General features: G+C 66.6%; 24 protein-coding genes and 1 pseudogene. 19 read left to right on the top strand and 6 right to left on the bottom strand.

Translation table 11 applies throughout. From position 1 onward, the window contains the following. The 3 genes and pseudogenes from G3O06_RS11325 to G3O06_RS11315 all read left to right on the top strand — a co-directional run. Positions 1-364, top strand: a pseudogene (locus G3O06_RS11325) (malonate decarboxylase subunit epsilon); the annotation flags it as partial. Positions 365-481: 117 nt separating this feature from the next. Continuing rightward, entirely contained in the window at positions 482-1,003 is a 522-nt protein-coding gene (locus tag G3O06_RS11320) for a phospholipase D-like domain-containing protein (RefSeq protein ID WP_174969478.1), read from the top strand. A gap of 125 nt (positions 1,004-1,128) precedes the next feature. Beyond that, the gene (locus G3O06_RS11315) at positions 1,129-1,773 is read left to right on the top strand and encodes a phosphoribosyltransferase family protein (RefSeq protein WP_205816054.1); all 645 of its coding nucleotides are present in this window, start codon (positions 1,129-1,131) and stop codon (positions 1,771-1,773) included. A gap of 7 nt (positions 1,774-1,780) precedes the next feature. On the opposite strand, the gene G3O06_RS11310 is transcribed toward G3O06_RS11315, so the two are convergent. After that, on the bottom strand, positions 1,781-2,998 hold the full coding sequence (locus tag G3O06_RS11310) for a polyhydroxyalkanoate depolymerase (RefSeq protein WP_205816053.1): 1,218 nt from the start codon (positions 2,996-2,998) through the stop codon (positions 1,781-1,783). A 253-nt stretch (positions 2,999-3,251) separates the two neighbouring features. Between G3O06_RS11310 and G3O06_RS11305 the strand changes: the two genes are divergently transcribed. Both G3O06_RS11305 and G3O06_RS11300 read left to right on the top strand, forming a co-directional pair. Next, positions 3,252-3,881 carry a glutathione S-transferase gene (locus G3O06_RS11305; protein WP_205816052.1) on the top strand — a complete coding sequence of 210 codons (630 nt, stop codon included), beginning with the start codon at positions 3,252-3,254 and terminating at the stop codon, positions 3,879-3,881. 172 nt (positions 3,882-4,053) lie between these two features. Further along, a complete protein-coding gene (locus G3O06_RS11300) occupies positions 4,054-4,260 on the top strand; it encodes a hypothetical protein (protein WP_174957200.1) in 207 nt (68 codons plus the stop codon). 109 nt (positions 4,261-4,369) lie between these two features. Here the strand turns inward: G3O06_RS11300 and proP are convergent, their stop codons facing one another. Next, on the bottom strand, positions 4,370-5,857 hold the full coding sequence (gene proP, locus G3O06_RS11295; RefSeq protein WP_174915256.1) for a glycine betaine/L-proline transporter ProP: 1,488 nt from the start codon (positions 5,855-5,857) through the stop codon (positions 4,370-4,372). A gap of 538 nt (positions 5,858-6,395) precedes the next feature. Here proP and G3O06_RS11290 point away from each other — a divergent pair. After that, positions 6,396-6,728, top strand: coding sequence for a YnfA family protein (locus tag G3O06_RS11290; protein ID WP_174983216.1), 333 nt, complete (start codon positions 6,396-6,398; stop codon positions 6,726-6,728). A gap of 27 nt (positions 6,729-6,755) precedes the next feature. Here the strand turns inward: G3O06_RS11290 and dnaQ are convergent, their stop codons facing one another. From dnaQ to G3O06_RS11275, 3 genes are read right to left on the bottom strand one after another with little or no spacing between them, the layout of a single operon-like run. Beyond that, positions 6,756-7,490: a DNA polymerase III subunit epsilon gene (gene dnaQ / locus G3O06_RS11285; RefSeq protein ID WP_174969474.1), complete on the bottom strand. Its 735-nt coding sequence runs from the start codon at positions 7,488-7,490 to the stop codon at positions 6,756-6,758. Positions 7,491-7,527: 37 nt separating this feature from the next. Beyond that, positions 7,528-7,971, bottom strand: coding sequence for a ribonuclease HI (gene rnhA, locus G3O06_RS11280; protein ID WP_011351593.1), 444 nt, complete (start codon positions 7,969-7,971; stop codon positions 7,528-7,530). Continuing rightward, a complete protein-coding gene (locus tag G3O06_RS11275) occupies positions 7,968-8,780 on the bottom strand; it encodes a class I SAM-dependent methyltransferase (protein WP_174983220.1) in 813 nt (270 codons plus the stop codon). Before G3O06_RS11275 ends, rnhA begins: the two co-directional genes overlap by 4 nt. Before the next feature lie 18 nt (positions 8,781-8,798). Here G3O06_RS11275 and gloB point away from each other — a divergent pair, with 18 nt between their 5' ends. From gloB to G3O06_RS11235, 8 genes are all read left to right on the top strand, one after another. Further along, positions 8,799-9,605 (top strand): hydroxyacylglutathione hydrolase, encoded by an 807-nt coding sequence (gene gloB / locus G3O06_RS11270; protein ID WP_174915258.1) that lies wholly within the window; start codon positions 8,799-8,801, stop codon positions 9,603-9,605. Between the two features lie 151 nt (positions 9,606-9,756). Next, positions 9,757-11,316 (top strand): transglycosylase SLT domain-containing protein, encoded by a 1,560-nt coding sequence (locus tag G3O06_RS11265; RefSeq protein WP_174915259.1) that lies wholly within the window; start codon positions 9,757-9,759, stop codon positions 11,314-11,316. A 160-nt stretch (positions 11,317-11,476) separates the two neighbouring features. Beyond that, positions 11,477-12,694, top strand: coding sequence for an MFS transporter (locus tag G3O06_RS11260; protein WP_205816051.1), 1,218 nt, complete (start codon positions 11,477-11,479; stop codon positions 12,692-12,694). Positions 12,695-13,058: 364 nt separating this feature from the next. Further along, a complete protein-coding gene (carA, locus tag G3O06_RS11255; protein WP_174915261.1) occupies positions 13,059-14,204 on the top strand; it encodes a glutamine-hydrolyzing carbamoyl-phosphate synthase small subunit in 1,146 nt (381 codons plus the stop codon). Between the two features lie 37 nt (positions 14,205-14,241). Next, positions 14,242-14,889, top strand: coding sequence for a leucine efflux protein LeuE (gene leuE / locus G3O06_RS11250; protein ID WP_205816050.1), 648 nt, complete (start codon positions 14,242-14,244; stop codon positions 14,887-14,889). A 48-nt stretch (positions 14,890-14,937) separates the two neighbouring features. After that, positions 14,938-18,192 carry a carbamoyl-phosphate synthase large subunit gene (carB, locus tag G3O06_RS11245; protein ID WP_205816049.1) on the top strand — a complete coding sequence of 1,085 codons (3,255 nt, stop codon included), beginning with the start codon at positions 14,938-14,940 and terminating at the stop codon, positions 18,190-18,192. Positions 18,193-18,310: 118 nt separating this feature from the next. Beyond that, positions 18,311-18,787, top strand: a complete 477-nt coding sequence (gene greA / locus G3O06_RS11240) for a transcription elongation factor GreA (protein ID WP_011351601.1) — start codon at positions 18,311-18,313, stop codon at positions 18,785-18,787. A 14-nt stretch (positions 18,788-18,801) separates the two neighbouring features. Next, on the top strand, positions 18,802-19,260 hold the full coding sequence (locus G3O06_RS11235) for a DUF4149 domain-containing protein (RefSeq protein ID WP_174915306.1): 459 nt from the start codon (positions 18,802-18,804) through the stop codon (positions 19,258-19,260). A gap of 79 nt (positions 19,261-19,339) precedes the next feature. Here the strand turns inward: G3O06_RS11235 and G3O06_RS11230 are convergent, their stop codons facing one another. Further along, positions 19,340-19,867 carry a YhbY family RNA-binding protein gene (locus G3O06_RS11230; protein WP_174915264.1) on the bottom strand — a complete coding sequence of 176 codons (528 nt, stop codon included), beginning with the start codon at positions 19,865-19,867 and terminating at the stop codon, positions 19,340-19,342. A gap of 193 nt (positions 19,868-20,060) precedes the next feature. Here G3O06_RS11230 and G3O06_RS11225 point away from each other — a divergent pair, with 193 nt between their 5' ends. The 5 genes from G3O06_RS11225 to pstS all read left to right on the top strand — a co-directional run bounded on the left by G3O06_RS11225 (position 20,061) and on the right by pstS (position 26,654). Next, a complete protein-coding gene (locus G3O06_RS11225; RefSeq protein ID WP_174915265.1) occupies positions 20,061-20,723 on the top strand; it encodes an RlmE family RNA methyltransferase in 663 nt (220 codons plus the stop codon). Between the two features lie 166 nt (positions 20,724-20,889). Then, the gene (ftsH, locus tag G3O06_RS11220; RefSeq protein ID WP_174951848.1) at positions 20,890-22,788 is read left to right on the top strand and encodes an ATP-dependent zinc metalloprotease FtsH; all 1,899 of its coding nucleotides are present in this window, start codon (positions 20,890-20,892) and stop codon (positions 22,786-22,788) included. A gap of 36 nt (positions 22,789-22,824) precedes the next feature. Next, positions 22,825-23,766: a dihydropteroate synthase gene (folP, locus tag G3O06_RS11215; protein ID WP_205816048.1), complete on the top strand. Its 942-nt coding sequence runs from the start codon at positions 22,825-22,827 to the stop codon at positions 23,764-23,766. A gap of 27 nt (positions 23,767-23,793) precedes the next feature. Beyond that, the gene (glmM, locus tag G3O06_RS11210) at positions 23,794-25,149 is read left to right on the top strand and encodes a phosphoglucosamine mutase (protein ID WP_205816047.1); all 1,356 of its coding nucleotides are present in this window, start codon (positions 23,794-23,796) and stop codon (positions 25,147-25,149) included. A gap of 470 nt (positions 25,150-25,619) precedes the next feature. Beyond that, positions 25,620-26,654, top strand: coding sequence for a phosphate ABC transporter substrate-binding protein PstS (gene pstS / locus G3O06_RS11205; protein ID WP_174915268.1), 1,035 nt, complete (start codon positions 25,620-25,622; stop codon positions 26,652-26,654). Positions 26,655-26,740: the final 86 nt, after the last annotated feature.

Genomic DNA, 26,740 nt, shown 5'->3' with positions numbered 1-26,740 from the left:
CGCGTCGCACACACAACGGCTCGCCGCGGCCGTGCCGGTGTTTCGCGCGTCGCTCGCCGCGACGCCCGTGCGGCGGCCGCTGCCCGGCACGCGGCTGTTTTCGGGGATCGACGGCGCATCGGTGCTCGACGTCGACGCGGGCCTCGACAAGCTTGCGCGACAGATCGCCGAGCCGGTCGAGTGGGCGGCCTGTCTTGCCGCCTGCGTGGAGGCCGGTGCGACCGCGTTCCTCGAACTCGGCCCCGGCCGCGCGCTGGCCGAGATGGCCGGTGGCGCATATCCGGCGCTGCCGGCGCGCAGCCTCGCGGATTTCCGTTCCGTCGACGGCGTGGCGAGCTGGCTCGCGCGCGTCGCGGCCGGCTGATCGACGACGTGAAAAACGGGCTGTAACCCGTTCGCCGGGCACCGGTTTTGCGCTGTGTGTTGCGCCGGCGCAGCAGCATCGCAGCCGGTACTTGCCACGCGAATTGGCGTCGCTACAATGGCGCCCGCCATGAGACCAGCCGCCTTCCTTCTCGCCGCGCTTTGCTGCGCGGCGAGCGCCCACGCCGCCCTGATTCCGTCCGATGCCGCATCGGTCGGCACATACTTTTCGTATGACAATGCGGCGGCCGACGCGACCGTCGACCTGATCGGGCAGGCGCAGCACCGCGTGCTGCTGGCCGGCTATACGCACGTGCCGCCGGCGGTCGCGAGCGCATTGCGCGCAGCCCGCTCGCGCGGGATCGAGGTGCGTGTCGTGCTCGTGCGTTCGCCGCGCGCGGGCAGGTACAGCGGCGTCGGCTATCTGAAATCGTCGGGTATCGACGTGGCGATCGATTCGCGGCATGGCGATCCTGCACCGCGCTTCGTGATCGTCGACGACAGCGTCGCGCTGACGACGCTGTCCGAGGGCGCGACCGCGCATGCGGAGACGGTGAACGTGTTCCAGCGCGCGCCCGAGCTTGCGCAATCCTATGCGCAATCGTTCTGGCGGCTGTACCGGCAGGCCGGCGGCCTCTGACCCTTTCCCCCGGCGCCGCGCGCGCCGGTGTGACCCTGCTTGCATCGGCGCTGCCGATGAACCATGCTCGTTGACAGGCGCCGACGCGGGTTTCGCGCATCCGGCGCAACGGCAGGGAGCCGATCGTGTTCGAGTGTTTTGCCGATCGCGCCGATGCCGGCCGCCAGCTGGCCGGCGCATTGGGCGATTACGCCGGGCGTAGCGACGTCGTCGTGCTCGCCTTGCCGCGCGGCGGTGTGCCCGTCGCGTATCCGATCGCGTGCGAGCTGCGCGCGCCGCTCGACGTGCTGGTCGTGCGCAAGCTCGGCGTGCCGTACGATCCCGAGCTCGCGATGGGTGCAATCGCGACGGGCGGTGCGATTCATCTGCAGCGTTCGGTGCTCCGCTCGATGAACGTGTCCGGCGAACAGCTTGCCGACGTGATCGCGCGCGAGACGGTCGAACTGCATCGGCGCGAAGCGTTGTATCGCGGTGCGGCGCCGCCGCTGCCGGTCGAAGGGCGCATCGCGATCGTCGTCGACGACGGCGTCGCGACCGGCGCGTCGATGCGCGTCGCACTGCAGGCGTTGCGCGAGCGTCATCCGGCGCGGATCGTGGCGGCGGTTCCGGTCGCGCCGGCGGGCGCGCGGCATGCGTTCGACGATCTGGCCGACGCGTTCGTCACCGTGTCGCTGCCGCTGCCGTTCTTCGGGATCAGCCAGTTCTACGGGCGTTTCGAGCAGACGAGCGACGACGAGGTACGGGCTTTGCTCGATGCGGCGCGGCGCTGACGCGGCATCACGTCCGCCTGATGCGGCGCGGGCGAGGGCGGCGGGTTTCGGCCCACGCGAACACGCGCTGCAGCATCGGATGCACGTCCCCGTGCCAGCGCGCCCCCGTAAACAGCCCGTAGTGATCGCAGTCGTCGATGTCGATGCGGTAGCGCTCGTCGTCGGCGAGGCCGCTGCACAGGTCGAGCGCCGCATGCGTCTGGCCGGCGCCCGTTACCTTGTCGCATGCGCCTTCGACGGTCAGCAGCGCGATGCCGCGCAAAGCCGCCGGCTCGACACGCCGGCCGCCCACGTCCCACGTGCCGAGCGCGAGGCTCATGCGCTGGAACACGATGTCGACCGTATCGAGGAAATACTCGGCCGGCATGTCGAGCAGCGCCGTGTATTCGAGCAGCGCGCGCCGCGCACCGGCGAGCCCGGCCATGTCGAAGCGCGACGCGGCCAGCGCGTACGCTTCGATCAGCGACAGGAAGCGCTGCGGGTACACGAGCGCGATCTCGCCCTGCTGCAGATAGGTCGGAAACACGTGGCGGCCGTGCCCGTCGAAGCCGGGCGGCACGACGTCGATCAGGTGGCGTCGGCACCAGCCGAGCGAATGGGCCGCGGCGGCGGTGCCGAGCGCACTCGGATTGCGGCGCGCGTCGAGCGGGCCGCCGATCAGCGTGACGCTTGCGGGCGACGGGAGACCGCGCGCCGCCCGTAGCGCGAGCGCGCCGAGGGCCGGAACGGTTGCCTGGCACACGGCGACCACATGCAGCGGCCGGTCGTCGTGCGCGAGCCCGTCGACGAAGCCGTCGAGCGTCGCGACATACTCGTCGAGCCCGAAGCGGCCGGACGCGAGCGGCACGTCGCGCGCATTGCGCCAGTCGGTTACGCAGACGTCGCCGTCCGCGAGCAGCGTCTCGACGGTTTCCCGCATCATCACGGCCGCATGCCCGGCGAGCGGCGCGCACAGCAGCACCGTGCGCCGCGCATCGGCGCGCGTGAAGCGCCGCAGGTCGCAGAACGGCGTGTGCGCGACCACGCGCTCGCCGACGGCCGGCCACCCGATGTCGAAGCGCGGGGGCCCGTCCGTCGGCCCGAGCAGCGGCTCGAACAGGTCGTCGTAGCATGACGACGCGGCGTGCGGCAGCGTGGCCGAGGGCCAGGCGTCGAACGCATGCCGCGTCGCCGCGCGCCAGGCGCGCATCCATTCCCGCTGCTGCTCGACGAGGGCATACCACATGGCGAACCTTGGGGCGGAAGGGGCGTGAACTTGCATTATGGTCACTGTGGCCGGACAACGTGAGTCCCGCGCGCGTCCGGCTGATGCGCATCGAGCTCAGGGGCGCAAGGGCTGGCCGCGCACGTTCCACCCGTTCGGCAAGCTCGTTCGTGGAGCCGGCGCCAGCCCGTTGCCGGCGGGAACGGGCCCTAGGCGATGCCGCGCGACGCTGCTACAGTCGTCGATCCCATTCCCCTCAAGCGGAGCGTTTGCGATGAAGCTGATCGGCATGCTGGATTCCCCGTTCGTGCGTCGGGTCGCCATTTCGGCGAAGCTGCTCGACCTCCCGTTCGAACACGAGTCGATCTCGGTGTTCCGTCATTTCGAGCAGTTCAGGGCGATCAACCCGGTCGTCAAGGCGCCGACGCTCGTGACCGGCGACGGCGCGACGCTGCTCGATTCGTCGCTGATCGTCGACTATCTCGATCACCTGGCCGCGCCCGAGCGGCGCCTGCTGCCGGGTGACGCCGATGCACGGCTGCGGGCGCTCGTGCCGGTCGGCTTCGCGCTGGCGGCCGCCGAGAAAACCGTGCAGGTGGTCTACGAGCAGGCGCTGCGTCCGGCCGAAAAGCACCACGCGCCGTGGATCGAGCGCGTGCTGAGCCAGATCGAGGGCGCATACGGCGCACTGGAGCCGCTCGTCGCGGCGGCGAACGGCTGGTTCGGCGGCGCGCGCCTGCTGCAGTCCGACGTGACGGTCGCGGTTGCATGGCGTTTCACGCAGTTCATGGCGGCCGACTACCCGGTGCTCGCGCGGATCGATCCGGCCCGTTATCCGGCGCTGGCCGCGCATTCGGCGCAGGCGGAAGCGCTGCCGGTGTTCGTCGAAACGCCGCTCGTCTAGGGGCGCGGCGGCGCGCGACGCGGCCCCGCGTCGCTGTGCGCCGCCCGCTCGGCCTTGCCAGGCAAGCCTTTGCCGATTGTTCGCGGCGGCTGACAAGTGACTTCGCATTCGTGCTGTTTATCCGGAAGCGGCCGGTCCCTAGAATCCACTCCATCGAATTACGCGTTGCCTGATGGAGCCGATGATGAAAGCCCTGATCGAATCGAGCCTGTACCACCCGTCCGTCGTGTTGCCGCTTGCCGCGCTGACGCAGTTGATGGTCGAGCGCGATTTCAATCTCAGTCAGGTCGGGCTGATCGTCGCGGCGCGTGGGGCGCAGGCAGCCGTGTCGCGCTCGCGTGCATTGATTTTCTGCCGCCACTGCGAAGCGCAGGCATGACGGTGCACGCATCGCATGAATGAAAAAAAGCCCGGCCGGCGCAAGCCGGTCGGGCGGATCGGGTTCGATCGGGCCCCGGCTTCGGCCGGGGCTTTTTCATGGGCGACGCTCAGGCGCGTGCCGGCGACACGACGCCGTACATCTCCGATTCGTCGTCCTCGCGCATCTGGCGCACGAGCTGATGGGCTTCGCGGCGCGTCGCGACGGCCGGCGGCGAGCCCTTGAGCGGCTGGCGCGCGGTTTCGGCGAGCGCGACGACCGACACGATGCCGATCACGGCGGCGCCCATCATGTAGTACGCGGGCATCATCAGGTTGTGCGTGACGTCGACGAGCCACGCGGTCACGAGCGGCGTCGTGCCGCCGAACAGCGATACCGACACGTTGAAGCCGATCGCGAGCGCGCCGTAGCGGATCTCGGTCGGGAACAGCGCCGGCAGCGCCGACGGCATCACGCCGGTAAAGCACGACAGCAGCACGCCGAGGATCAGCAGGCCGCCGAACACCGACGCCGTCGTGCCCGCATGGATCAGCATCATCGACGGGATCGACAGCGCGAGCAGGCCGACGCAGCCGGCGAGCATCACGGGCTTGCGGCCGATCCGGTCGGACAGGCGACCGGCGGCGAGCGTCAGCGGCATCATCAGCACCATCACGATCAGCACGAGCACGAGGCTGTGCGATTCGTCGAAGTGCAGCGTCGACGACATGAAGCTCGGCAGGTACGACAGCACCATGTAGTCGGTCACGTTGAAGATCAGCACGAGGCCGACGCACAGCAGCAGGGCACGCCAGTTGCGCATCAGCGTTTCGCGGAAGCGCGCCTTCGGCACGGCCTTGTCCTGCGCTTCGCGCTCTTCGGCCTGACGCTTGAACGCGGGCGTTTCCTCGAGCTTCATCCGGATGTAGAGACCGATCAGGCCGAGCGGGCCGGCGATCAGGAACGGCACGCGCCAGCCCCACGACAGCAGCGCTTCCTGCGACAGCGACGCGGTGAGCAGCGCGACGACGCCGGCGCCCATCACGTAACCGATCAGCGTGCCGAACTCGAGGAAGCTGCCCATGAAGCCGCGACGCTTGTCGGTCGAGAATTCGGCGATGAAGGTGGCTGCGCCGCCGTATTCGCCGCCGGTCGAGAAGCCCTGCACGAGGCGGGCAACGAGCAGCAGCACGGGCGCCATGATGCCGATCGATGCGTAGCTGGGGATCAGGCCGATCGCGAAGGTGCCGACGGCCATCATGATCATCGTGGCGGCGAGCACGCGCTGGCGGCCGATGCGGTCGCCGAGCGGGCCGAACACCATGCCGCCGAGCGGGCGTACGAGGAACGCGGCCGCGAACGTGCCGAAGGTCGCGAGCAGCTGCGCGGACGGGCTGCTGGACGGGAAGAACACCTTGCCGAGCGTGACGGCGATGTAGCTGTACACACCGAAATCGAACCATTCCATCGCATTGCCGATGGCCATGGCGCTGACGGCGCGCTTGAGGAGGCTCTGGTCGACGACGGTTATGTCGTCCGCGACGAGCGGGGCTTCGCCGGACGACGAAGCGGAGGAAGAAGCAGCGGTCGGGCTGACGTGTGTTGCGGTCAAGGTCATGCACTCCTTTGACTGCGCCGAACGGGCGGGCCGTCCGACACGGTTTGCCGGCGAGCGCGGTGTCGAGTGCGGCGCGTCGGGGCAGGCCATTAAGCACTTACTGCACTACGGGCGGTAAAGGGCCGTAAGGGGCTGCTTCGACGCGGGCCGGATGGGCCGTCGCGACAGTGCGCTCATGAAGAATGGGCCGCGTGATGCAGGCGGCAGATGCCGGTGCGGACGATGTCCGGCGTTCCGGCAAGCGCCCCGGAGGGGCAACGAAACGAGAAAAGCGGGCCTGTCGGGCGGGCTTTCCTGTGGATGCAATTTCGGTCGAAGGGCCGGCCTGCAACGCGCGGACGGACTTCTCTCGAAATCGAATAGACAGAGATTGAATGTTGAAACAGGCGACATGATAGCACGATGACGGATGATCGTGCAAATTGCCGGGAGTCGCCCGTCTGGCGGGGCGTCCGGCGGGGGCGGCTCGGGTATGATCGGCGGCGCGCGGCGGGGCCGTGCGGCCCCCGGCGACGGGGCCGAATTCACGAGGAACCGGATGACCGAACTGATGAGGATCGCGGCGCTGTTCGCCGCCACCGCGCTGGCCGAAATCGTTGGCTGTTACCTGCCTTGGCTCGTGCTGAAGGAGGGCCGGCCGGTGTGGTTGCTGGTGCCGGCCGCGCTGTCGCTCGCGCTGTTCGCGTGGCTGCTGACGCTGCACCCGAGTGCGGCGGGGCGCACCTATGCCGCGTACGGCGGCGTGTATATCGCGGTGGCGCTGGTCTGGCTGCGGGTGGTCGACGGCGTCGCGCTGACCCGCTGGGACGTGGCCGGCGCGGCGCTCGCGCTCGGCGGAATGGCGGTCATCGCGCTGCAGCCGCGCGTGTGAGCGCGGCCGCGGCGCGTGCCGCGTGCTTCAAGCCGTTTCGGCGGCGCCCTCGTCGGCGGACTTGCGCCACACGCAGGTGCCCTTGACCGACTTGTCGAGCTCGTCGAGCTGCGCCTGATGTGCGGCGAGTTCGTCGTCGCTCGCGGCCACCACGGCCAGGTCGAGCGCGGCGAGCGACACGCGCTGGCCGTTCGCTGAGCCGCCGTCGGCACCTGCGTCGTCGAGCATGTCGATCACGAGGCTGTCCTGGCCGCGCGTCATCGCGAGATACACCTCGGCGAGCAGCTCCGAGTCGAGCAGTGCGCCGTGCAGCGTACGGTGCGCGTTGCTGATGCCGAAGCGGTCGCACAGTGCGTCGAGCGAGTTGCGCTTGCCGGGGAACATCTGCTTGGCCTGCACCAGCGTGTCGATCACGCCGCCGCAATGCTCGCTGAACGACGGCAGGTCGAGCCGCGCGAATTCGGCGTCGAGGAAGCCGAGGTCGAACGGCGCGTTGTGGATGATCAGCTCGGCGTCCTTCACGAAGTCGCGAATCTGGTTGGCGACTTCCGCGAATTTCGGCTTGTCGCTGAGGAATTCGGTCGTGAGCCCGTGCACCGCCAGTGCGCCCGGATCGCTGTCGCGCTCGGGGTTCACGTAGAAGTGCAGGTTGTTGCCGGTGAGCCGCCGGTTCAGCAGCTCGACGCAGCCGATTTCGATGAGGCGGTCGCCCGTGCGGGCGTTCAGGCCGGTGGTTTCGGTATCGAGAATGATCTGGCGCATGTCGGGAAAAACAAAAGAAACAGGGGGCGGCTGGCGTTCAGGCCGTGAGCGATTCGACGCCGCGATTCGCGAGCGCGTCCGCGCGCTCGTTTTCGGGATGGCCCGCGTGGCCCTTGACCCAACGCCACTCGACCTCGTGCTGCGCGACGAGCGCGTCGAGCCGCTTCCACAGGTCGGCGTTCTTCACGGGCGTCTTCGCCGCGGTGATCCAGCCCTTCTTCTTCCAGCCGTGGATCCACTCGCTGATGCCTTTCTGCACATATTGCGAGTCGGTATGCACGATCACCTGGCACGGCCGCTTCAGCGCTTCGAGCGCGGCGATCACGCCCATCAGCTCCATGCGGTTGTTGGTCGTGTTCGGCTCGCCGCCGAACAGCTCCTTCTCCTTGTCGCCGTAGCGCATCAGGGCGCCCCAGCCGCCGGGGCCGGGGTTGCCCTTGCAGGCGCCGTCGGTATAGATGTCGATGGTATCGGTAGTCATGAATGTTCTTGATGAGTGGTCGGGGAGGCCGCCGGCGTCAGGCCCGGTGCGAGCACGGGCTTCTTCATGCGGATCTGGCCGACGAGGCGCATGCCGCGCACGCGCTTGACGGCCGTCACCATGTAGACGGCGCCGAAGATCGGCCACCAGCGGTCGCCGGCGGCTTCCATGAAGCCGTAGCGGGACAGCCACTTGTCGGTGACGAGCGGTGGCCGGTAGCAGCCGAAGCGGCCGCGTTCGAGATCGAAGCCGAGCAGCTTGATCCAGTCCTTGAGCCGGATGAACGCGATCTGGTCGCGCGTGGCCGGCACGAACGGACGGTTCGCCATGCGCCCGAACGATTGCCGCATGCCCCACAGGCTGAGCGAATTGAAGCCGGTGATCACGAGCTGGCCTTCCGGCATCAGCACGCGCTCGGCCTCGCGCAGCAGGCGGTGCGGGTCGGACGTGAATTCCAGCGTGTGCGGCATCACGATCAGGTCGACGCTCTGCGACTCGAACGGCAGGTCGAGCAGGTCGCACCAGGTCGTGCTGCGGCCGTCGGGCGCGTGCTCGGGCGCATGCGCCTCGCGCGCCCACGGATACTGGTAGGGCGCGCTCGCGCCGCTCGCCGGATCGAGCACGAGGCCGCGATACGGCATGCGGTTCTCGCGCAGCGCGTCGAGCTGCGGCAGGCCGAGCTGCAGCGCGTGGAACCCGAAGACGTCGGACACGATCCGGTCGAGCTGCGCCTGCTCCCAGTCCAGCACGTAGCGGCCGGGCGGTGAGTCGGTCCAGGCGGGCCAGTCTATAATTTGACGGTCAGACATAACGATGATTGCGCGCCCATGAACGAGCTGGAATACGTGCCGGTTCCGGCATTCGATGACAACTATATCTGGCTCGTCTCGGACGGCCGCGATGCGATCGCCGTCGATCCGGGTGAAGCCGCACCGGTGCGCCGGGTTCTAGCCGAACGAGGCTGGCGGTTGACCGCTATTTTACTCACGCACCATCACGCCGACCACGTCGGCGGTGTCGCGGCACTGCGCGATAGCCAACCGGACGATGTTCCGCTCACCGTTTACGGCCCCGCGGCCGAGGCGATCGGCGTGGTCACGCGGCCGCTTTCGGGCGGCGCGCGCGTGACGCTCGACGCGCCGGCCGTCACGTTCGACGTGCTCGACGTGCCGGGCCATACGCGCGGCCACATCGCCTATTTCCAGGCGGCCGGGCAGGGTAACGCGGCGCCGCACGTGTTCTGCGGCGACACGTTGTTCTCGTGCGGCTGCGGCCGCCTGTTCGAAGGCACGCCAGCGCAGATGCTCGCGTCGCTCGACGCGCTCGCGGCGCTGCCGGGCGACACGCACGTGCATTGCGCACACGAATACACGCTGTCCAACATCCGCTTCGCGCTCGCGTGCGAGCCCGGCAATGCGGCGCTCGCCGCGTGGCGCGACGACGCGCAGGCGCTGCGCGCGCGCGGCGTGCCGACGCTGCCCACTACGATCGCGCATGAGCGTGCCGTTAACCCGTTCATGCGGTCGGACAGCGATGCGATCCGTGCGACGCTCGAGGCCGAATTGCACGAAACGGTGCCGGATCGTCTGACGGCGTTCACGCTGATGCGCGAGTGGAAAAACCGGTTCCGATGATGATTTTCCGAGGACTCCAAAGCTCAAGCGGTGTCTGTAAAAATTGCTCCAAATGTAGGATTTCGCTGAGTTTTCGGTGTTTTTATTGACGTGAAGCACGCACTTCCGTAGTATCGCCTGCAATTTCCAGCCGTCGGAAGCAGAGATTTTCATGCGACTTATATTGAGTGCGATGGTGGTTCTGCTGCTCGCCGCTTGTGCGAGCCAGGCCCCTGTCGCCAACAACGCCGCCGATTCGCAGGCGACGTCCAACTACCTCCGTAAATCAGCCACCGCCAAAGAAACTGTCGATGTCGACAAGCAATCCGTCGGCGACCTGACCAGTGCAGACTCCGATCTCTGGGGTCGCATCCGCCGTGGTTTCCAGATGCCCGACCTGCAGACCGACCTCGTCGACATGCAGACCACGTGGTACACGCAGCGCCCGGATTACGTGCAGCGCATGACCGAGCGCTCGCAGAAGTACCTGTACCACATCGTCGAGGAACTCGAGGCGCGTCACATGCCGACCGAGCTCGCGCTGCTGCCGTTCATCGAGTCCGCGTACAACCCGCAGGCGCTGTCGGTCGCGAAGGCGGCCGGCATGTGGCAGTTCATGCCCGGCACGGGCCGCACGTACAACCTGAAGCGCAACATGTGGCAGGACGAGCGCCGCGACGTGCTCGCGTCGACGAGCGCCGCGCTCGACTACCTGTCGCGCCTGCATGACATGTTCGGCGACTGGTATCTCGCACTGGCCGCGTACAACTGGGGCGAGGGCAACGTGCAGCGCGCGATCGCGCGCAACCAGGCGGCCGGCCTGCCGACCGACTACCTGAGCCTGCGAATGCCGAACGAGACGCGCAACTACGTGCCGAAGCTGCAGGCGGTGAAGAACATCATCGCGAATCCGAAGCAGTATGGCCTCGCGCTGCCGGACATCCCGAACCACCCGTATTTCGTGACGGTCACGACGTCGCGCGACATCGACGTGGCGGTGGCCGCGAAGCTCGCGAACCTGTCGCTCGACGAATTCCGCTCGCTGAACCCGTCGTTCGCGAAACCGGTGATCCTCGGCGCGACCGAGCCGCAGATCCTGCTGCCGTTCGACAACGCGTCGGCGTTCGAGAAGAACCTGAAGGCGTACAACGGCCAGCTCTCGTCGTGGACCACTTATACGGTCAGCGAACGTGCGCGGCCGGCCGCGATCGCCGAGAAGATCGGCGTGGACGCCGACACGCTGATGTCGATCAACAAGATTCCGGCCGGCATGCGCCTGAAGCCGGGCTCGACGATCGTCGTGCCGCGCGGCGATGACGACGACGAGGACATCAGCGCCGACGTCGCCGAAAACGGCGCGCTCGCGATGGAACCCGATGTTCCCGACACGCGCAAGATGCTGATCCGCGTGCGCCGCAAGCAGTCGATGGCGGCGATCGCCGGCCGCTACGGCGTGTCGGTCGGCCAGCTCAAGGCGTGGAACCGTACGCACCGCGATCTCGCGATGCCGGGCCAGGCGCTCGTGCTGCACGTGCCGGTCGGCCGTTCGGTGCCGGCGGAACCCGGTCCGGAGCGGATCGCGACGTCGGCCGGCGGTGCGCACATCGAGCGCGCGAGCCTGGCGGTGGGCGGCAAGTCGCACGGCGCCAAGCGCGGCGCGGCGAAGCCGGCAGCCAAATCGGCGAAGGCGGCGCCGGCCAAGGCCGCTGCGCACAAGGGCAAGAAGAAGTAACGCAGTCGAGAACGCATCGTGCGGCCGGCCCGGTTCGCGCGATTGCGTTATCATCCGACGAAATGCGACGAAACGCCGTCACCCAGGTGACGGCGTTTTTGTTTGTGCGCGGCGCGGGGGCGCTGCTGCTTCGAATGTCTTCATATAACGAGGGGAAGCGATGTCGTCGGTGCAGGTGAGGGTGCTCGCGCTGTTTTCGGTCGGGTATTTCGTGTCGTATGTGTTTCGCGGCGTCAATCTGGGCTTCGCGCCGTTCGTCACGTACGAGCTCGGGTTGTCGGCCGCCGATCTCGGTCTGCTCACCAGTCTTTATTTCCTCGGTTTCGCGGGCGCGCAGATCCCGGCCGGCGTGATGCTCGACCACTTCGGCCCGCGCCGCGTGACGGCCGGCATGCTGCTGTTCGCGGCCGCCGGTGCGGCCGTGTTCGGCGCCGCGCACAGCCTCGGCACGATGATGGTCGGCCGGCTGCTGATCGGCGTCGGCGTATCGGTGTGCCTCGGCGCGGCGTTCAAGGCGCTCGCGCAGCATTTCCCGGTCGGCCGACTGCCGCTCGTCAACGGCCTCGTGATGGCCGTGGGCGGCCTCGGCGGCGTGATGGTCGGCTCGCCGCTGACCTGGCTGCTCGGCTGGACGAGCTGGCGCGCGATCTGTTTCGGTCTCGCGGTGCTGACGGTGATCGTCGCGGTATCGATCGGCCTGAGCGCGCCGGAAGCGAAGCAGGTGCGCCACCAGGGCGGGCTCGTCAGCCAGTTCAAGGGCACGTGGCACATCCTGAGCAGCCGCGCGTTCTGGAAGATCTCGTCGTTCTCCGTCGTCACGCAGGGCGTGTTCTACGCGATGCAGTCGCTGTGGGTCGGGCCATACTTGCGCGACGTCGCGGGGTTCGATGCGTCGCATGCCGCGCGTCTCGTGTCGGTGCTCGGCTTCGCGATGATGGCCGGCTGCGTCGGCTTCGGCGCCGCGGCGCGCGTGCTGGAGCGGCGCGGCGTGTCCGTGTATGCGTTCTGCGGCGTCGGCATGGCGCTGTTCGTCGCGACGCAGGCGGCGATCGTCGCGGGCGTGCCGTTGCCGCCGGCCGTGCTGTGGGCCGCATACGGTATGTTCGGCGGCGTCGGCATCCTGACCTACGCGGTGATGGCCGGACATTTTCCCGCTCACCTGATCGGCCGCGCGAACACGACACTCACGCTCGTGATCTTCCTGCTGATCTTTGCGTTCCAGATCGGTGTCGGCGCGGTGCTGTCGCACTGGCCTGCGGTCGACGGCCGCTATCCGGCCGCCGCGCACTTCACCGCGTGGGGCGTGCTGCTCGCGCTGCAGCTCGCGAGCGCGGTGTGGTACGTCTGGCCCGCGCGCGGCGCTGGTCAAGCGCACTGATCCGGCGGTACGCTGGGGGTAGGGCGGCCACGTAAACGGGGCCGCAGCGCGTTGCTGCGCGCCGCGGAGCGTCGCGCACGCACGATCGGACGGCCATATCGATTGAAGATAAGGCCATTTTCAGGCTATAATTTGAAAGTTTGTGCTGATCAACCTCGCACCCTAGCGCCTACCTCATTCATCCCGTTCATCCGCCGCACGCCGCCTGCCGGGCGATGTCGCGAAGCCTCGTGCGCCACGCGCCGGGTTCGCGTCTCGACAACGCAGGCCGCGTCCAGCAAGCGACCACGCGCGCCCACGCAGCGCGGCGCTCGCGCGGCAGGGTAAACAGGTCGGCAGCAGGGTGTTCCCCAAGGAGCCTCCCGTGTTGCCGTCTTTTACTCCCGCCTTGCTTGCACTCGCCGACGGCACGGTCTTTCGTGGTTATTCGATCGGGGCCGAAGGCCACACGATCGGCGAAGTCGTGTTCAATACCGCGATCACCGGCTATCAGGAAATCCTGACTGATCCGAGCTACTCGCGCCAGATCGTCACGCTCACCTATCCGCATATCGGCAACGTCGGCGTCAACGCCGAAGACGTCGAAGCCACGAAAGTCCATGCCGCCGGCCTGATCATCCGTGATCTGCCGTCGCTCGCATCGAACTTCCGCATGGACCGCACGCTCGGCGACTACCTGCGCGACGAAGGCGTCGTCGCGATCGCCGGCATCGACACCCGCAAGCTCACCCGTATCCTGCGCGACAAGGGCGCACAGAGCGGCTGCATCCTGACGGGCTCGGACGACGAAGCGAAGGCGATCGAGCTCGCGCGCTCGTTCCAGGGTCTCGCGGGCATGGATCTCGCGAAGGTCGTGTCGACCACGAAGCCGTTCGAGTGGAAGCAGACCGAATGGCGCCTCGAAGGCGGCTACGGCATGCAGGAAGCGCCGAAGTACCGTGTCGTCGCGTACGATTTCGGCGTCAAGTACAACATCCTGCGCATGCTCGCGGAGCGCGGCTGCCACGTGACGGTGCTGCCGGCACAGGCGAGCGCGGAAGATGCGCTCGCGCTGAATCCGGACGGCGTGTTCCTGTCGAACGGCCCCGGCGATCCGGAACCGTGCGATTACGCGATCGCGGCCACGAAGCAATTCATCGAGCGTGGCGTGCCGACCTTCGGCATCTGCCTTGGCCACCAGATCATGGGCCTCGCGGTCGGTGCGAAGACGCTGAAGATGAAGACGGGCCACCACGGCGCGAACCACCCGGTGAAGGATCTCGGCGACGGTCGCGTGGTGATCACGTCGCAGAACCACGGCTTCGCGGTCGATGCGGATTCGCTGCCGGCCAACGCGCGCGTGACGCACGTGTCGCTGTTCGACGGCACGCTGCAGGGCTTCGAGCTGACCGACAAGCCGGCATTCTGCTTCCAGGGCCACCCGGAAGCGTCGCCCGGCCCGCACGACATCGGCTATCTGTTCGACCGTTTCACCGCGCTGATGGACGCGGCGAAGCAGCGCAACGCTTAACGTCAACGACGCAACCGAAGGACGGGAGATTCGCATCATGTTCGGCCACGCACTCGGCATCACGGATATCTGGACCTACGTGTTCGGCGTGATCTTCATCATCCTGCTGCCGGGGCCGAACTCGATGTACGTGCTGTCGCTCGCGGCGCAGCGCGGCGTGAAGGCCGGCTATCGCGCGGCGTGCGGCGTGTTCGTCGGCGATACGGTGCTGATGGTGCTGTCCGCCGCCGGCGTCGCGTCGCTGCTGAAGGCGAATCCGCTGCTGTTCTCCGTCGTCAAGTACGGCGGCGCCGCGTATCTGCTCTACATCGGCACCGGCATGCTGCGCAGCGCGTGGCAGAAGCTGCGCGCGCCGGCCGATGCGCCGCCCGCGGTCGACGGCGAGCGGCCGTTCCGCAAGGCGCTGATCGTGAGCCTGCTGAATCCGAAGGCGATCCTGTTCTTCATCTCGTTCTTCATCCAGTTCGTCGACCCGGCATTCCCGCATCCCGCGCTGTCGTTCGTCGTGCTCGGGGCGATCGCGCAATGCGCGAGCTTCCTGTACCTGAGCACGCTGATCTTCGCGGGTGCGCGGCTTGCCGAGCATTTCCGCCGCCGCCGCAAGCTTGCAGCAGGCGCGGCGAGCAGCGTGGGCGGCCTGTTCATCGGATTCTCGGTGAAGCTCGCGCTCGCCACGATGAGCTGAGCGCAGCCGGCCGACCCACGACAACGATTACTTATTGAATTCACAGCCATGCCAAAACGCACAGACATCAAGAGCATCCTCATCATCGGCGCCGGCCCGATCATCATCGGCCAGGCGTGCGAGTTCGACTATTCGGGCGCGCAGGCTTGCAAGGCGTTGCGTGAGGAGGGCTACAAGGTCGTTCTCGTCAACAGCAACCCGGCGACGATCATGACCGACCCGAACACGGCCGACGTGACCTACATCGAGCCGATCACGTGGGAAGTCGTCGCGCGCATCATCGAGAAGGAGCGCCCGGACGCGATCCTGCCGACGATGGGCGGCCAGACCGCGCTGAACTGCGCGCTCGACCTGCACCACCACGGCGTGCTCGAGAAGTTCGGCGTCGAGCTGATCGGCGCGTCGCCGGAAGCGATCGACAAGGCGGAAGACCGCCAGAAGTTCAAGGACGCGATGACCAAGATCGGTCTCGGTTCCGCGAAGTCGGGCGTCGCGCACTCGATGGAAGAAGCGACCCAGGTGCACGGCGAGATCATGGCGCTCACCGGCGGCAGCGGCTATCCGGTCGTGATCCGTCCGTCGTTCACGCTCGGCGGCTCGGGCGGCGGCATTGCCTACAACCGCGAAGAGTTCGAAGAGATCTGCAAGCGCGGCCTGGATCTCTCGCCCACGCGCGAGCTGCTGATCGAAGAATCGCTGCTCGGCTGGAAGGAATACGAGATGGAAGTCGTGCGCGACCGCGCCGACAACTGCATTATCGTCTGCTCGATCGAGAACCTCGACCCGATGGGCGTGCACACCGGCGACTCGATCACGGTCGCGCCGGCGCAGACGCTCACCGACAAGGAATACCAGATCCTGCGTAACGCATCGCTCGCGGTGCTGCGCGAGATCGGCGTCGACACGGGCGGCTCGAACGTGCAGTTCTCGATCAACCCGAAGGACGGCCGCATGGTCGTCATCGAAATGAACCCGCGCGTGTCGCGTTCGTCGGCGCTCGCATCGAAGGCAACGGGCTTCCCGATCGCGAAGGTCGCGGCGAAGCTGGCGGTCGGCTACACGCTCGACGAGCTGAAGAACGAAATCACCGGTGGCCAGACCCCGGCGTCGTTCGAGCCGACGATCGACTACGTCGTCACGAAGATCCCGCGCTTCGCATTCGAGAAATTCCGCGAAGCCGATTCGCGCCTGACGACGCAGATGAAGTCGGTCGGTGAAGTGATGGCGATCGGCCGCACGTTCCAGGAATCGTTCCAGAAGGCGCTGCGCGGCCTCGAAGTCGGTGTCGACGGTCTCGACGAGAAGTCGACCAACCGCGACGAGATCGCGATCGAGATCCACGAGCCGGGCCCGGACCGCATCTGGTATGTCGGCGATGCATTCCGCATTGGCATGACGGCCCAGGAAATCTACGCGGAAACCGCGATCGATCCGTGGTTCCTCGAGCAGATCGAGCAGATCATCCTGAAGGAAAAGGCGCTCGGCGGCCGCACGCTCGCGTCGCTGTCGTTCGACGAACTGCGCTACCTGAAGCAGAGCGGCTTCTCCGACCGCCGCCTCGCGAAGCTGCTCGGCGCGAGCCCGGAAGACGTCCGCAAGCGCCGCGTCGAACTCAACGTGCGCCCGGTCTACAAGCGCGTCGATACCTGCGCGGCCGAGTTCGCGACGAAGACCGCGTACATGTACTCGACCTACGAGGAAGAGTGCGAGGCGCAGCCGACCACCAACAAGAAGATCATGGTGCTGGGCGGCGGCCCGAACCGGATCGGCCAGGGCATCGAGTTCGACTACTGCTGCGTGCACGCGGCGCTCGCGATGCGCGAGGACGGCTACGAAACGATCATGGTCAACTGCAACCCGGAAACGGTGTCGACCGACTATGACACGTCCGACCGCCTGTACTTCGAGCCGCTGACGCTCGAAGACGTGCTCGAGATCGTCGACAAGGAAAAGCCGGTTGGCGTGATCGTCCAGTACGGCGGCCAGACGCCGCTGAAGCTCGCGCTCGACCTCGAGGCGCACGGTGTGCCGATCGTCGGCACGTCGCCGGACATGATCGACGCGGCCGAAGACCGCGAACGCTTCCAGAAGCTGCTGCAGGACCTCGGCCTGCGCCAGCCGCCGAACCGCACCGCGCGCGCCGAAGACGAAGCGCTCGCGCTGGCCGCTGAAATCGGCTACCCGCTGGTCGTGCGCCCGTCGTACGTGCTGGGCGGCCGCGCGATGGAAATCGTCCACGAGCCGCGCGACCTCGAGCGCTACATGCGCGAGGCCGTGAAGGTGTCGAACGATTCGCCGGTGCTGCTCGACCGCTTCCTGAACGACGCGATCGAGTGCGACGTCGACTGCATCTGCGACGGCGAAGCCGTGTTCATCGGCGGCGTGATGGAGCACATCGAGCAGGCAGGCGTCCACTCGGGCGACTCGGCATGCTCGCTGCCGCCGTACTCGCTGTCGAAGGAAACCGTTGCCGAGCTGAAGCGCCAGACGGGCGCGATGGCGAAGGCGCTGAACGTGGTCGGCCTGATGAACGTGCAGTTCGCGATCCAGCAGGTGCCGCAGGCGGACGGTTCGAAGCAGGACATCATCTACGTGCTGGAAGTGAACCCGCGCGCATCGCGCACGGTGCCGTACGTGTCGAAGGCGACCAGCCTGCCGCTCGCGAAGATCGCGGCGCGTGCGATGGTCGGCCAGAAGCTCGCGCAGCAGGGCGTGACGAAGGAAGTCGAGCCGCCGTACTTCAGCGTGAAGGAAGCGGTGTTCCCGTTCGTCAAGTTCCCGAGCGTCGATCCGGTCCTCGGGCCTGAAATGCGTTCGACCGGCGAAGTGATGGGTGTCGGCCAGACGTTCGGCGAAGCGCTGTTCAAGTCGCAGCTCGCGGCCGGTTCGCGCCTGCCGGAGTCGGGCACGGTGCTGCTGACCGTGATGGACGCCGACAAGCCGAAGGCGGTCGAAGTCGCGCGCATGCTGCATGACCTCGGCTACCCGATCGTCGCAACGAAGGGCACGGCTGCCGCGATCGAAGCGGCCGGCGTGCCGGTGAAGGTCGTGAACAAGGTGAAGGACGGCCGTCCGCACATCGTCGACATGATCAAGAACGGCGAGATCGCACTCGTGTTCACGACGGTCGACGAAACGCGCCAGGCGATCGCCGATTCGCGTTCGATCCGCATGAGCGCGCAGGCGCACAAGGTCACGTACTACACGACGATGTCGGGCGCGCGCGCGGCGGTCGAAGGCTTGCGCTACCTGAAGGATCTGGAAGTCTATGATTTACAAGGTCTTCACGCTCGCCTAAACTAAGCAGTCAGTTACCTGTCGAAGCATCACGTGCCGCGATTAGGCGGTGTTTCCAGTGCATCGGAAACGCGCTTAATCGCGGTGATTTTTTTTATAGCCGTTTTTAGCGATTGAGCCGTTTATGAGCACCATTCCGTTGACAAAGCGTGGCGCGGAACTCCTGCGCGATGAATTGCAGCGCCTCAAGTCCGTTGAGCGGCCGGCCGTGATCAACGCGATCTCGGAGGCCCGCGCACAGGGCGACCTGTCCGAAAACGCCGAATATGATGCCGCGAAGGAAAAGCAGGGCTTCATCGAGGGTCGTATCGCGGAACTCGAATCGAAGCTGTCGGCCGCGCAGGTCATCGATCCCACCGTGCTCGATGCCGAAGGCCGTGTGGTTTTCGCATCGACCGTCGAACTCGAGGATCTCGAGTCGGGCGACACCGTCAAGTACCAGATCGTCGGTGACGACGAAGCCGATATCGATCACGGCCTGATCTCGGTCAGCTCGCCGATCGCGCGCGCGCTGATCGGCAAGTCCGAAGGCGACGTCGCGGCCGTGCAGGCGCCGAGCGGCGTGCGCGAGTACGAAATCATCTCGGTCAGCTACATCTGAAGCGGGGCGACGTGATGCCGCATCGCGTGTTCCGTCTGCTGTCGGCCGTGTGGGTCGGCAGCCTGCTGACGATCGGGTATGCGGTCGCGCCCGTGCTGTTCAAGTCGCTGGAGCGGATGACGGCCGGTTCGGTCGCCGCCCAGCTGTTCCGTATCGAGGCGATCCTCGGTGTCGTGTGCGGCGTGCTGCTGCTCGCGTTGTCGAACCAGCAGGTGCGGCGCGGCAGCAGCGAATATCGCCGCGTGCGCTGGGTCGTCGCCGCGATGGTCGTGTGCGTGCTGGTCGGGTATTTCGCGCTGCAGCCGTTCATGAACGCGCTGCGGGTGGCCGCAATGGACGCGGGCACCGATATCGCGAACTCGCCGTATGCGAGCCGCTTCGGGATGCTGCACGGCGTCTCGAGCGTGTTCTATCTCGTCGAGAGCGTGCTGGGGCTGATGCTGATCTGGCGTCTGCCGGCGCGCGACGCCTGAGGCGAATGCCGCGCAGGCCCGGTGGATGCCGGGCCCGCGGGCAGGGCGGCGGTACGGAGCACCCGCGCCGCCCCGATGCTTACTTGTCCTGGAACGGACGCTTCGTGCTGGCCTGGCGCTTCTTGGCGCGCTTCACGTTACCGCCTGCCGTCACGCGCTCGTTGCCGCGCACGACGACCTTCGTCGGCTTCGGGCGACGCACGGGGCTCGCGTTCGGCGACACCTTGACGACCTTGACGGTGCGCGGTGCACGGCCTTTCTTGTCGTCGGCGACTTCGGCCGCGCTCGGCAGCGTGCCGGCACGACGGCCGCGGGCCGGAGCCGCTGCGGCGGCTTCGGGCTTCCAGATCACCAGCAGCTTGCCGATGTGCTGGATCGGCGCCGCGCTCAGGCGATCGCAGATCTCGTCGTAGATCGCGATGCGCTCGTCGCGCTCGTCGCCGAACACGCGGATCTTGATCAGTTGGTGCGCGCCGAGGTGCACCTTGATTTCCTTCAGCACGGCGTCGGTCAGCCCTTCGGCGCCGATCAGCACGACGGGCTTGAGCGCATGGGCCTGGGAGCGCAGCGCGGAGCGCTCGGCGGGAGAAAGCGAAAGGGCGGGCATGGAAATGTCGAAATCTAAATAAGGGCGCGCTGACTGAATAGCGATTGCGGGAAGTTACCGCGTCAGTCGTGCGCCGAAACCACGTAAAATCGCGGCTTGGGCCTGAAAAGGGGCCGCAGCCGCGCGAATAAGACGCGTATTATCCGCTAAAAGCGCGGCTTCACGAAGCAATTGGCAGCAATCTCTCTCTCGAATGGCAAAAAACCGCTTCAACCAGCACTGGCTGCACGACCACATCAACGACCCGTACGTCAAAATGGCGCAGCGGGAGGGCTATCGCGCGCGCGCCGCGTACAAGCTGAAGGAAATCGACGAGCAGGACAAGCTGATCCGTCCGGGCCAGGTGATCGTCGACCTCGGTGCGACGCCGGGCAGCTGGAGCCAGTATGCCCGCAACAAGCTCGCGCAGGGCAAGAAGCGTGACGCTGAACGCGAAGGCGGCATCGACGGCACGATCGTGGCGCTCGACATCCTGCCGATGGAGCCGATCGCCGATGTCCACTTCCTCCAGGGCGACTTCCGCGAGGATGAAGTCCTTCACCAGCTCGAGGAATTGCTCGAAGGGCGCGCGGTAGACCTTGTTATTTCCGACATGGCCCCCAACCTCTCAGGCGTGGCCTCGGCGGACGCGGCGCGCATCGAGCATCTGTGCGATCTGGCGCTCGAATTCGCGCAGAATCATCTGACGCCGGACGGTGCGCTGCTCGTGAAATGTTTTCACGGCAGCGGCTACAGCCAGATCGTCGAGAAATTCAAACAGCAGTTTAAGACCGTCGCGCCGCGCAAGCCGAAGGCGTCCCGCGACAAATCGTCCGAAACGTTCATTTTGGGTCGGCATCTGAAACGTCCGCGCTGATGCGCGGCGGGGTGCCGCAAACGGGCTCCGGCCCTTGCCAGACAAGCGAAGCGCTATCGCGGCGGTTGTCAATGCTTATGGCGAGGGTGGTCGGACTGGATTAGAATGACCGAGGGGCGCCGCAAGGAAAATGTAGGCGCTCGTCTACGAGTGAAGGAGTGGTGCTTTGAACAACAATATGTTCTCGAAGGCAGCGGTGTGGCTAGTGATCGCACTGGTGCTGTTTACGGTGTTCAAGCAGTTCGACAAGCCCCGCGTCCAGGAAGGCGTGTCCTATTCGCAGTTCATGGACGACGCCAAGAACGGCAAGGTCAAGAACGTCATCGTTCAGGGGCGCAACCTCACCGTCACTCCGGCTGATGGCCAGAAATACCAGATCGTGTCGCCCGGCGACATCTGGATGGTTGGCGATCTGATGAAGTACGGCGTGCAGGTCAGCGGCAAGGCCGATGACGAGCCGAACGCGCTGATGTCCGCGCTGTACTACCTCGGGCCGACGATCCTGATCATCGTGTTCTGGTTCTACATGATGCGGCAGATGCAGGGAGGCGGCAAAGGCGGCGCATTCTCGTTCGGCAAATCGCGAGCGCGGCTGATCGACGAGAACAACAACGCGGTGAACTTCTCCGACGTCGCGGGCTGCGACGAAGCGAAGGAAGAAGTGTCCGAGCTCGTCGACTTCCTGCGTGATCCGCAGAAATTCCAGAAGCTGGGCGGTCGCATTCCGCGCGGCGTGCTGCTCGTCGGCCCCCCGGGTACCGGCAAGACGCTGCTGGCCCGCGCAATCGCGGGTGAAGCGAAAGTACCGTTCTTCAGCATCTCCGGTTCGGACTTCGTCGAAATGTTCGTCGGCGTCGGCGCGGCTCGTGTGCGCGACATGTTCGAGCAGGCGAAGAAGCATGCACCGTGCATCGTGTTCATCGACGAAATCGACGCGGTCGGCCGTCATCGTGGCGCCGGCATGGGCGGCGGTAACGACGAGCGCGAACAGACGCTGAACCAGATGCTCGTCGAGATGGACGGCTTCGAGGCGAACTCGGGCGTGATCGTGATCGCCGCGACTAACCGTTCGGACGTGCTCGACAAGGCGCTGCTGCGTCCGGGCCGTTTCGACCGTCAGGTCTATGTCGGCCTGCCGGACATCCGCGGCCGCGAGCAGATCATGCGCGTGCACCTGCGCAAGGTGCCGATCTCGAACGACGTCGATGCGGCAGTCATCGCGCGCGGCACGCCGGGCTTCTCGGGCGCCGATCTCGCGAACCTCGTGAACGAGGCTGCGCTGTTCGCCGCACGCCGCGGCAAGCGCATCGTCGAAATGCAGGATTTCGAGGATGCGAAGGACAAGATCTTCATGGGTCCGGAACGCAAGTCGGCCGTGATCCGGGAGGAAGCGAAGCGCGCGACCGCGTATCACGAGTCGGGCCACGCGGTGATCGCGAAGCTGTTGCCGAAGGCCGACCCCGTGCACAAGGTCACGATCATCCCGCGCGGCCGTGCGCTGGGTGTCACGTGGCAGCTGCCGGAGCATGACAACGAAACGTACTCGAAGGACTACCTGATGGACCGCCTCGCGATCCTGTTCGGTGGTCGGGTGGCGGAAGAGCTGTTCATGAACCTCGTCAGCACCGGCGCCTCGGACGACTTCAACAAGGCAACGCAGACGGCACGCGCGATGGTGGCCCGTTTCGGCATGACCGACGCGCTCGGGCCGATGGTCTACGTCGACGACGAGAACGATGCATCGCCGTTCGGCCGTGGCTTCACGCGCACGATCTCGGAAGCGACGCAGCAGAAGGTCGATTCGGAAATCCGCCGCGTGCTCGACGAACAGTACGGCCTTGCGCGCCGCCTGCTCGACGAGAACCGCGACAAGGTCGAAGCGATGACCGCCGCGCTGATGGAGTGGGAGACGATCGACGCCGACCAGATCAACGACATCATGGAAGGCCGTCCGCCGCGCTCGCCGAAGAGTTCGCCGGCTGTCGGCGGCGATTCGTCTGGTGGTGGCAGCAGCGCCGAGGTGAAGCCCGGCAACGCGCCGGCACCTGCTTCGCCGGCGGCATAATCTCCGCTCTAGCGCTTTAGCGCCGTTCACGGGCTGGTGTGGCTTCACACCGGCCCGTTTTGCATTCATTCACGCCAGTTGCTCGTGTCCGATTCCGCTGTTTCCCCATTCATTCCCGCGCCACTCCAGTGCGGCCGCTTCGAACTGACGTTCGAACGCCCGCTCGTGATGGGCATCCTCAACGCCACGCCCGATTCGTTCTCCGACGGCGGCCGCTTCCTCGCGCGCGACGACGCGCTGCGCCAGGCCGAGCGGATGATTGCCGAAGGCGTCGACCTCCTCGATATCGGCGGCGAATCGACGCGCCCCGGCGCACCGCCCGTGCCGCTGGACGAGGAACTCGCGCGCGTGATTCCGCTCGTCGAAGCGCTGCGGCCGCTGAACGTGCCGCTGTCGATCGATACCTACAAGCCGGCCGTGATGCGCGCGGCGCTCGCTGCAGGCGCCGACCTGATCAACGACATCTGGGGGTTCCGCCAGCCGGGCGCGATCGACGCGGTGCGCGACGGCAACTGCGGGCTGTGTGCGATGCACATGCTCGGTGAGCCGCAGACGATGCAGGTCGGCGAACCCGACTACGTCAACGTCGTGACCGACGTGCGCGATTTTCTTGCCGAGCGCGCGCAGGCGCTGCGCGATGCGGGGATTGCGCCGGAACGGATCTGCGTCGATCCCGGTTTCGGGTTCGGCAAGGCGATCGTCGACGACAACTACGCACTGCTGGCCGCGTTGCCGGACACGGCACCCGCGCGGCCCGACGGGCGCGCGTATCCGATACTCGCGGGCATGTCGCGCAAGTCGATGCTCGGCGCCGTGATCGGCGGCAAGCCGCCGATGGAGCGCGTCGCGGCGAGCGTGGCGGCTGCATTGTGCGCGGTCGAGCGCGGGGCGGCGATCGTGCGCGTGCACGACGTCGCGGCGACGGTCGATGCGCTGAAAATCTGGAATACCGTGCGCGAAGCCGCACGGCAACGATAAGTCAGAAAACGAAGGAGGAAGGACCCCATGGGACGTCGATATTTCGGCACGGACGGCATTCGCGGCACGGTGGGCGACGCACCCATCACGCCGGATTTCGTGTTGCGTCTCGGCTACGCGGCCGGCAAGGTACTGGCCAGTTCGGCCGAGGTCGCGGCAGGCTCGCGTCCGACCGTGCTGATCGGCAAGGACACCCGCGTGTCGGGCTACATGCTCGAAGCCGCGCTCGAGGCCGGGTTCTCGGCGGCCGGCGTCGACGTGATGCTGGCCGGCCCGATGCCGACGCCGGGCGTCGCGTACCTGACGCGCACGCTGCGCTTGTCGGCGGGCGTCGTGATCAGTGCATCGCACAACCCGTATCACGACAACGGGATCAAGTTTTTCTCCGCTGACGGCAACAAGCTGCCGGACGACACCGAAGCCGCGATCGAAGCGTGGCTCGACAAGCCGCTCGAATGCGCGTCGTCCGACGGTCTCGGCAAGGCCCGCCGCCTTGACGATGCGGCCGGCCGCTACATCGAATTCTGCAAGAGCACGTTCCCGGCCGCGTTCAACCTGCGCGGGCTGAAGCTCGTGATCGACTGCGCGCATGGTGCCGCGTACCAGATCGCGCCGCACGTGTTCCACGAGCTCGGCGCGGACGTGATCCCGATCGGCGTCGCGCCGAACGGCTTCAACATCAACGACGGCGTCGGTGCGACCGCGCCGGATGCGCTGGTGCGCGCGGTGCGCGCGAACCACGCCGATCTCGGCATCGCGCTCGACGGCGATGCGGATCGCCTGCAGGTCGTCGACGCGACCGGTCGCCTGTACAACGGTGACGAGCTGCTCTACGTGCTCGTGAAGGACCGGATCGCGACCGACGGCAAGGTTGAAGGCGCGGTCGGCACGCTGATGACGAACCTCGCGGTCGAAGTCGCGCTGCAGCGCGAGGGCGTGAAGTTCGTCCGTGCGGCGGTCGGCGATCGCTACGTGCTCGAACAGTTGCGCGAGCACGGCTGGCAGCTCGGCGCGGAAGGTTCGGGCCACATCCTGTCGCTCGATCGCCACTCGACCGGTGACGGCATCGTGTCGGCGCTGCTCGTGCTGGCTGCGCTGAAGCGCAGCGGCCAGACCCTCGCGCAGATGCTCGACGGCGTCACGCTGTTCCCGCAGAAGCTGATCAACGTGCGGATGAAGCCGGGCGCCGACTGGAAGGGCAGCACGTCGATTCGCGCCGCGATCGACGCCGCCGAAACCGCGCTCGCCGGCAGCGGCCGCGTGCTGATCCGCGCATCGGGCACGGAGCCCGTGTTGCGTGTGATGGTCGAAGCGCAGCAGGCGGCCGACGCGGTCCGCCATGCGGAGACGATCGCCGACGCGGTACGCGCGGCGACGACCTGACGCGCAGATCCGGCGCGGAGCGGTCAAACGCCCGCGCGCCGGCTTTCCGCTGAACCGGCATGCGGCGCCTTCGGGGCGCCGCGATTTCGTCAGACGCAAAGGTTTGCGTTACCTATAGGGTTCGTCGGCCACCGCATTCCAGGGTCGAAAAATCGTCAGACCCCTGATGTCGAGCCAGCCGCGAGCCGAGGCTTCTCGTGCCGCCGACACTGCGCTACGATCCGCTCGCACACCCGTGTAACGGGTAGCTGCCCCGGCGTTGCACGTTGCGCAACGCCATCTTCCAGGCAGGCAATTCTTGCCGCCATCGCCGTTCCGGCGCTGTCCGGGCGCCGCGTGCGCCGCCCCGATACTCCCTTTCAACCAGTCATGTTACTGTCACGCCAGTTTCATCGATTGTCACATTACCGTCATGAGGAGCCCCTAACCTTCGCGGTGCCGTAGTCATCCGCTCACACACTGGAGGTCTCATGAAATTGATGCAAACCGCGATTGCCGGCCTGGCTGGCGCGCTTTTCGCCGTCGCCGCTCACGCTGCCGACATCACGGGCGCAGGCAGCACGTTCGCGATGCCGATCTATACGAAATGGGCTGCTGACTACCAGCAGACCGGCGGCGCGAAGGTCAACTACCAAGGTATCGGTTCGTCGGGCGGCCTGAAGCAGATCGTCGCGAAGACGGTCGATTTTGCCGGTTCGGACGCTCCGCTGAAGGACGACGAGCTCGCGAAGGAAGGCCTGTTCCAGTTCCCGACGGTGGTCGGCGGCGTGGTGCCGGTCGTCAACGTGCCGGGCGTGAAGGCCGGTGAACTGACGCTGTCGGGCCCGGTGCTCGGCGACATCTACCTCGGCAAGATCAAGAAGTGGAACGACCCGGCGATCGCCGCGCTGAACCCGAAGGTCAAGCTGCCGGACACGGACATCGCCGTGGTTCGCCGCGCTGACGGTTCGGGCACGAGCTTCATCTGGACGAACTACCTGTCGAAGGTCAACGACGAGTGGAAGTCGAAGGTCGGCGAAGGCACGACGGTCAACTGGCCGACGGGCACGGGCGGCAAGGGCAACGACGGCGTCGCAGCCTTCGTGCAGCGTCTGCCGGGCGCAGTCGGCTACGTCGAATGGGCGTACGCGAAGAAGAACAACATGGTCTACACGGCCCTGAAGAATTCGACGGGCACGGTGGTCGAGCCGAAGACGGAAACGTTCAAGGCAGCCGCTGCTGGCGCGAACTGGTCGAAGTCGTTCTACCAGATCCTGACGAACCAGCCGGGCAAGGAAGCATGGCCGGTCGTCGGCGCGACGTTCGTGCTGCTGCACGCGAAGCAGGAAAAGCCGGAGCAGGGCGCGGAAACGCTGAAGTTCTTCAGCTGGGCGTTCAAGAACGGCGAGAAGGCTGCTGACAGCCTCGACTACATTTCGCTGCCGCCGGCAGTCGAAGTGGAAATCCGCAAGCAGTGGAAGGCGAAGGTGACGGACGCTTCGGGCAAGTCGGTCGCCGCCGAGTAAGTATTGCAGCGGTTCGCTGCCCGGCCGTGCAGGTCGGGCAGTGTGTGCGGTAAAGCCGGGCGTTACGGCGTCCGGCAATCAAAAGC

Origin of the sequence: Burkholderia sp. Ac-20345 (genome assembly GCF_017104825.1) — a bacterium.
Taxonomy (GTDB): domain Bacteria; phylum Pseudomonadota; class Gammaproteobacteria; order Burkholderiales; family Burkholderiaceae; genus Burkholderia; species Burkholderia lata_B.
Note: the sequence above shows the minus strand (reverse complement) of the source record. Positions and strands in the feature narration are given on the sequence as shown.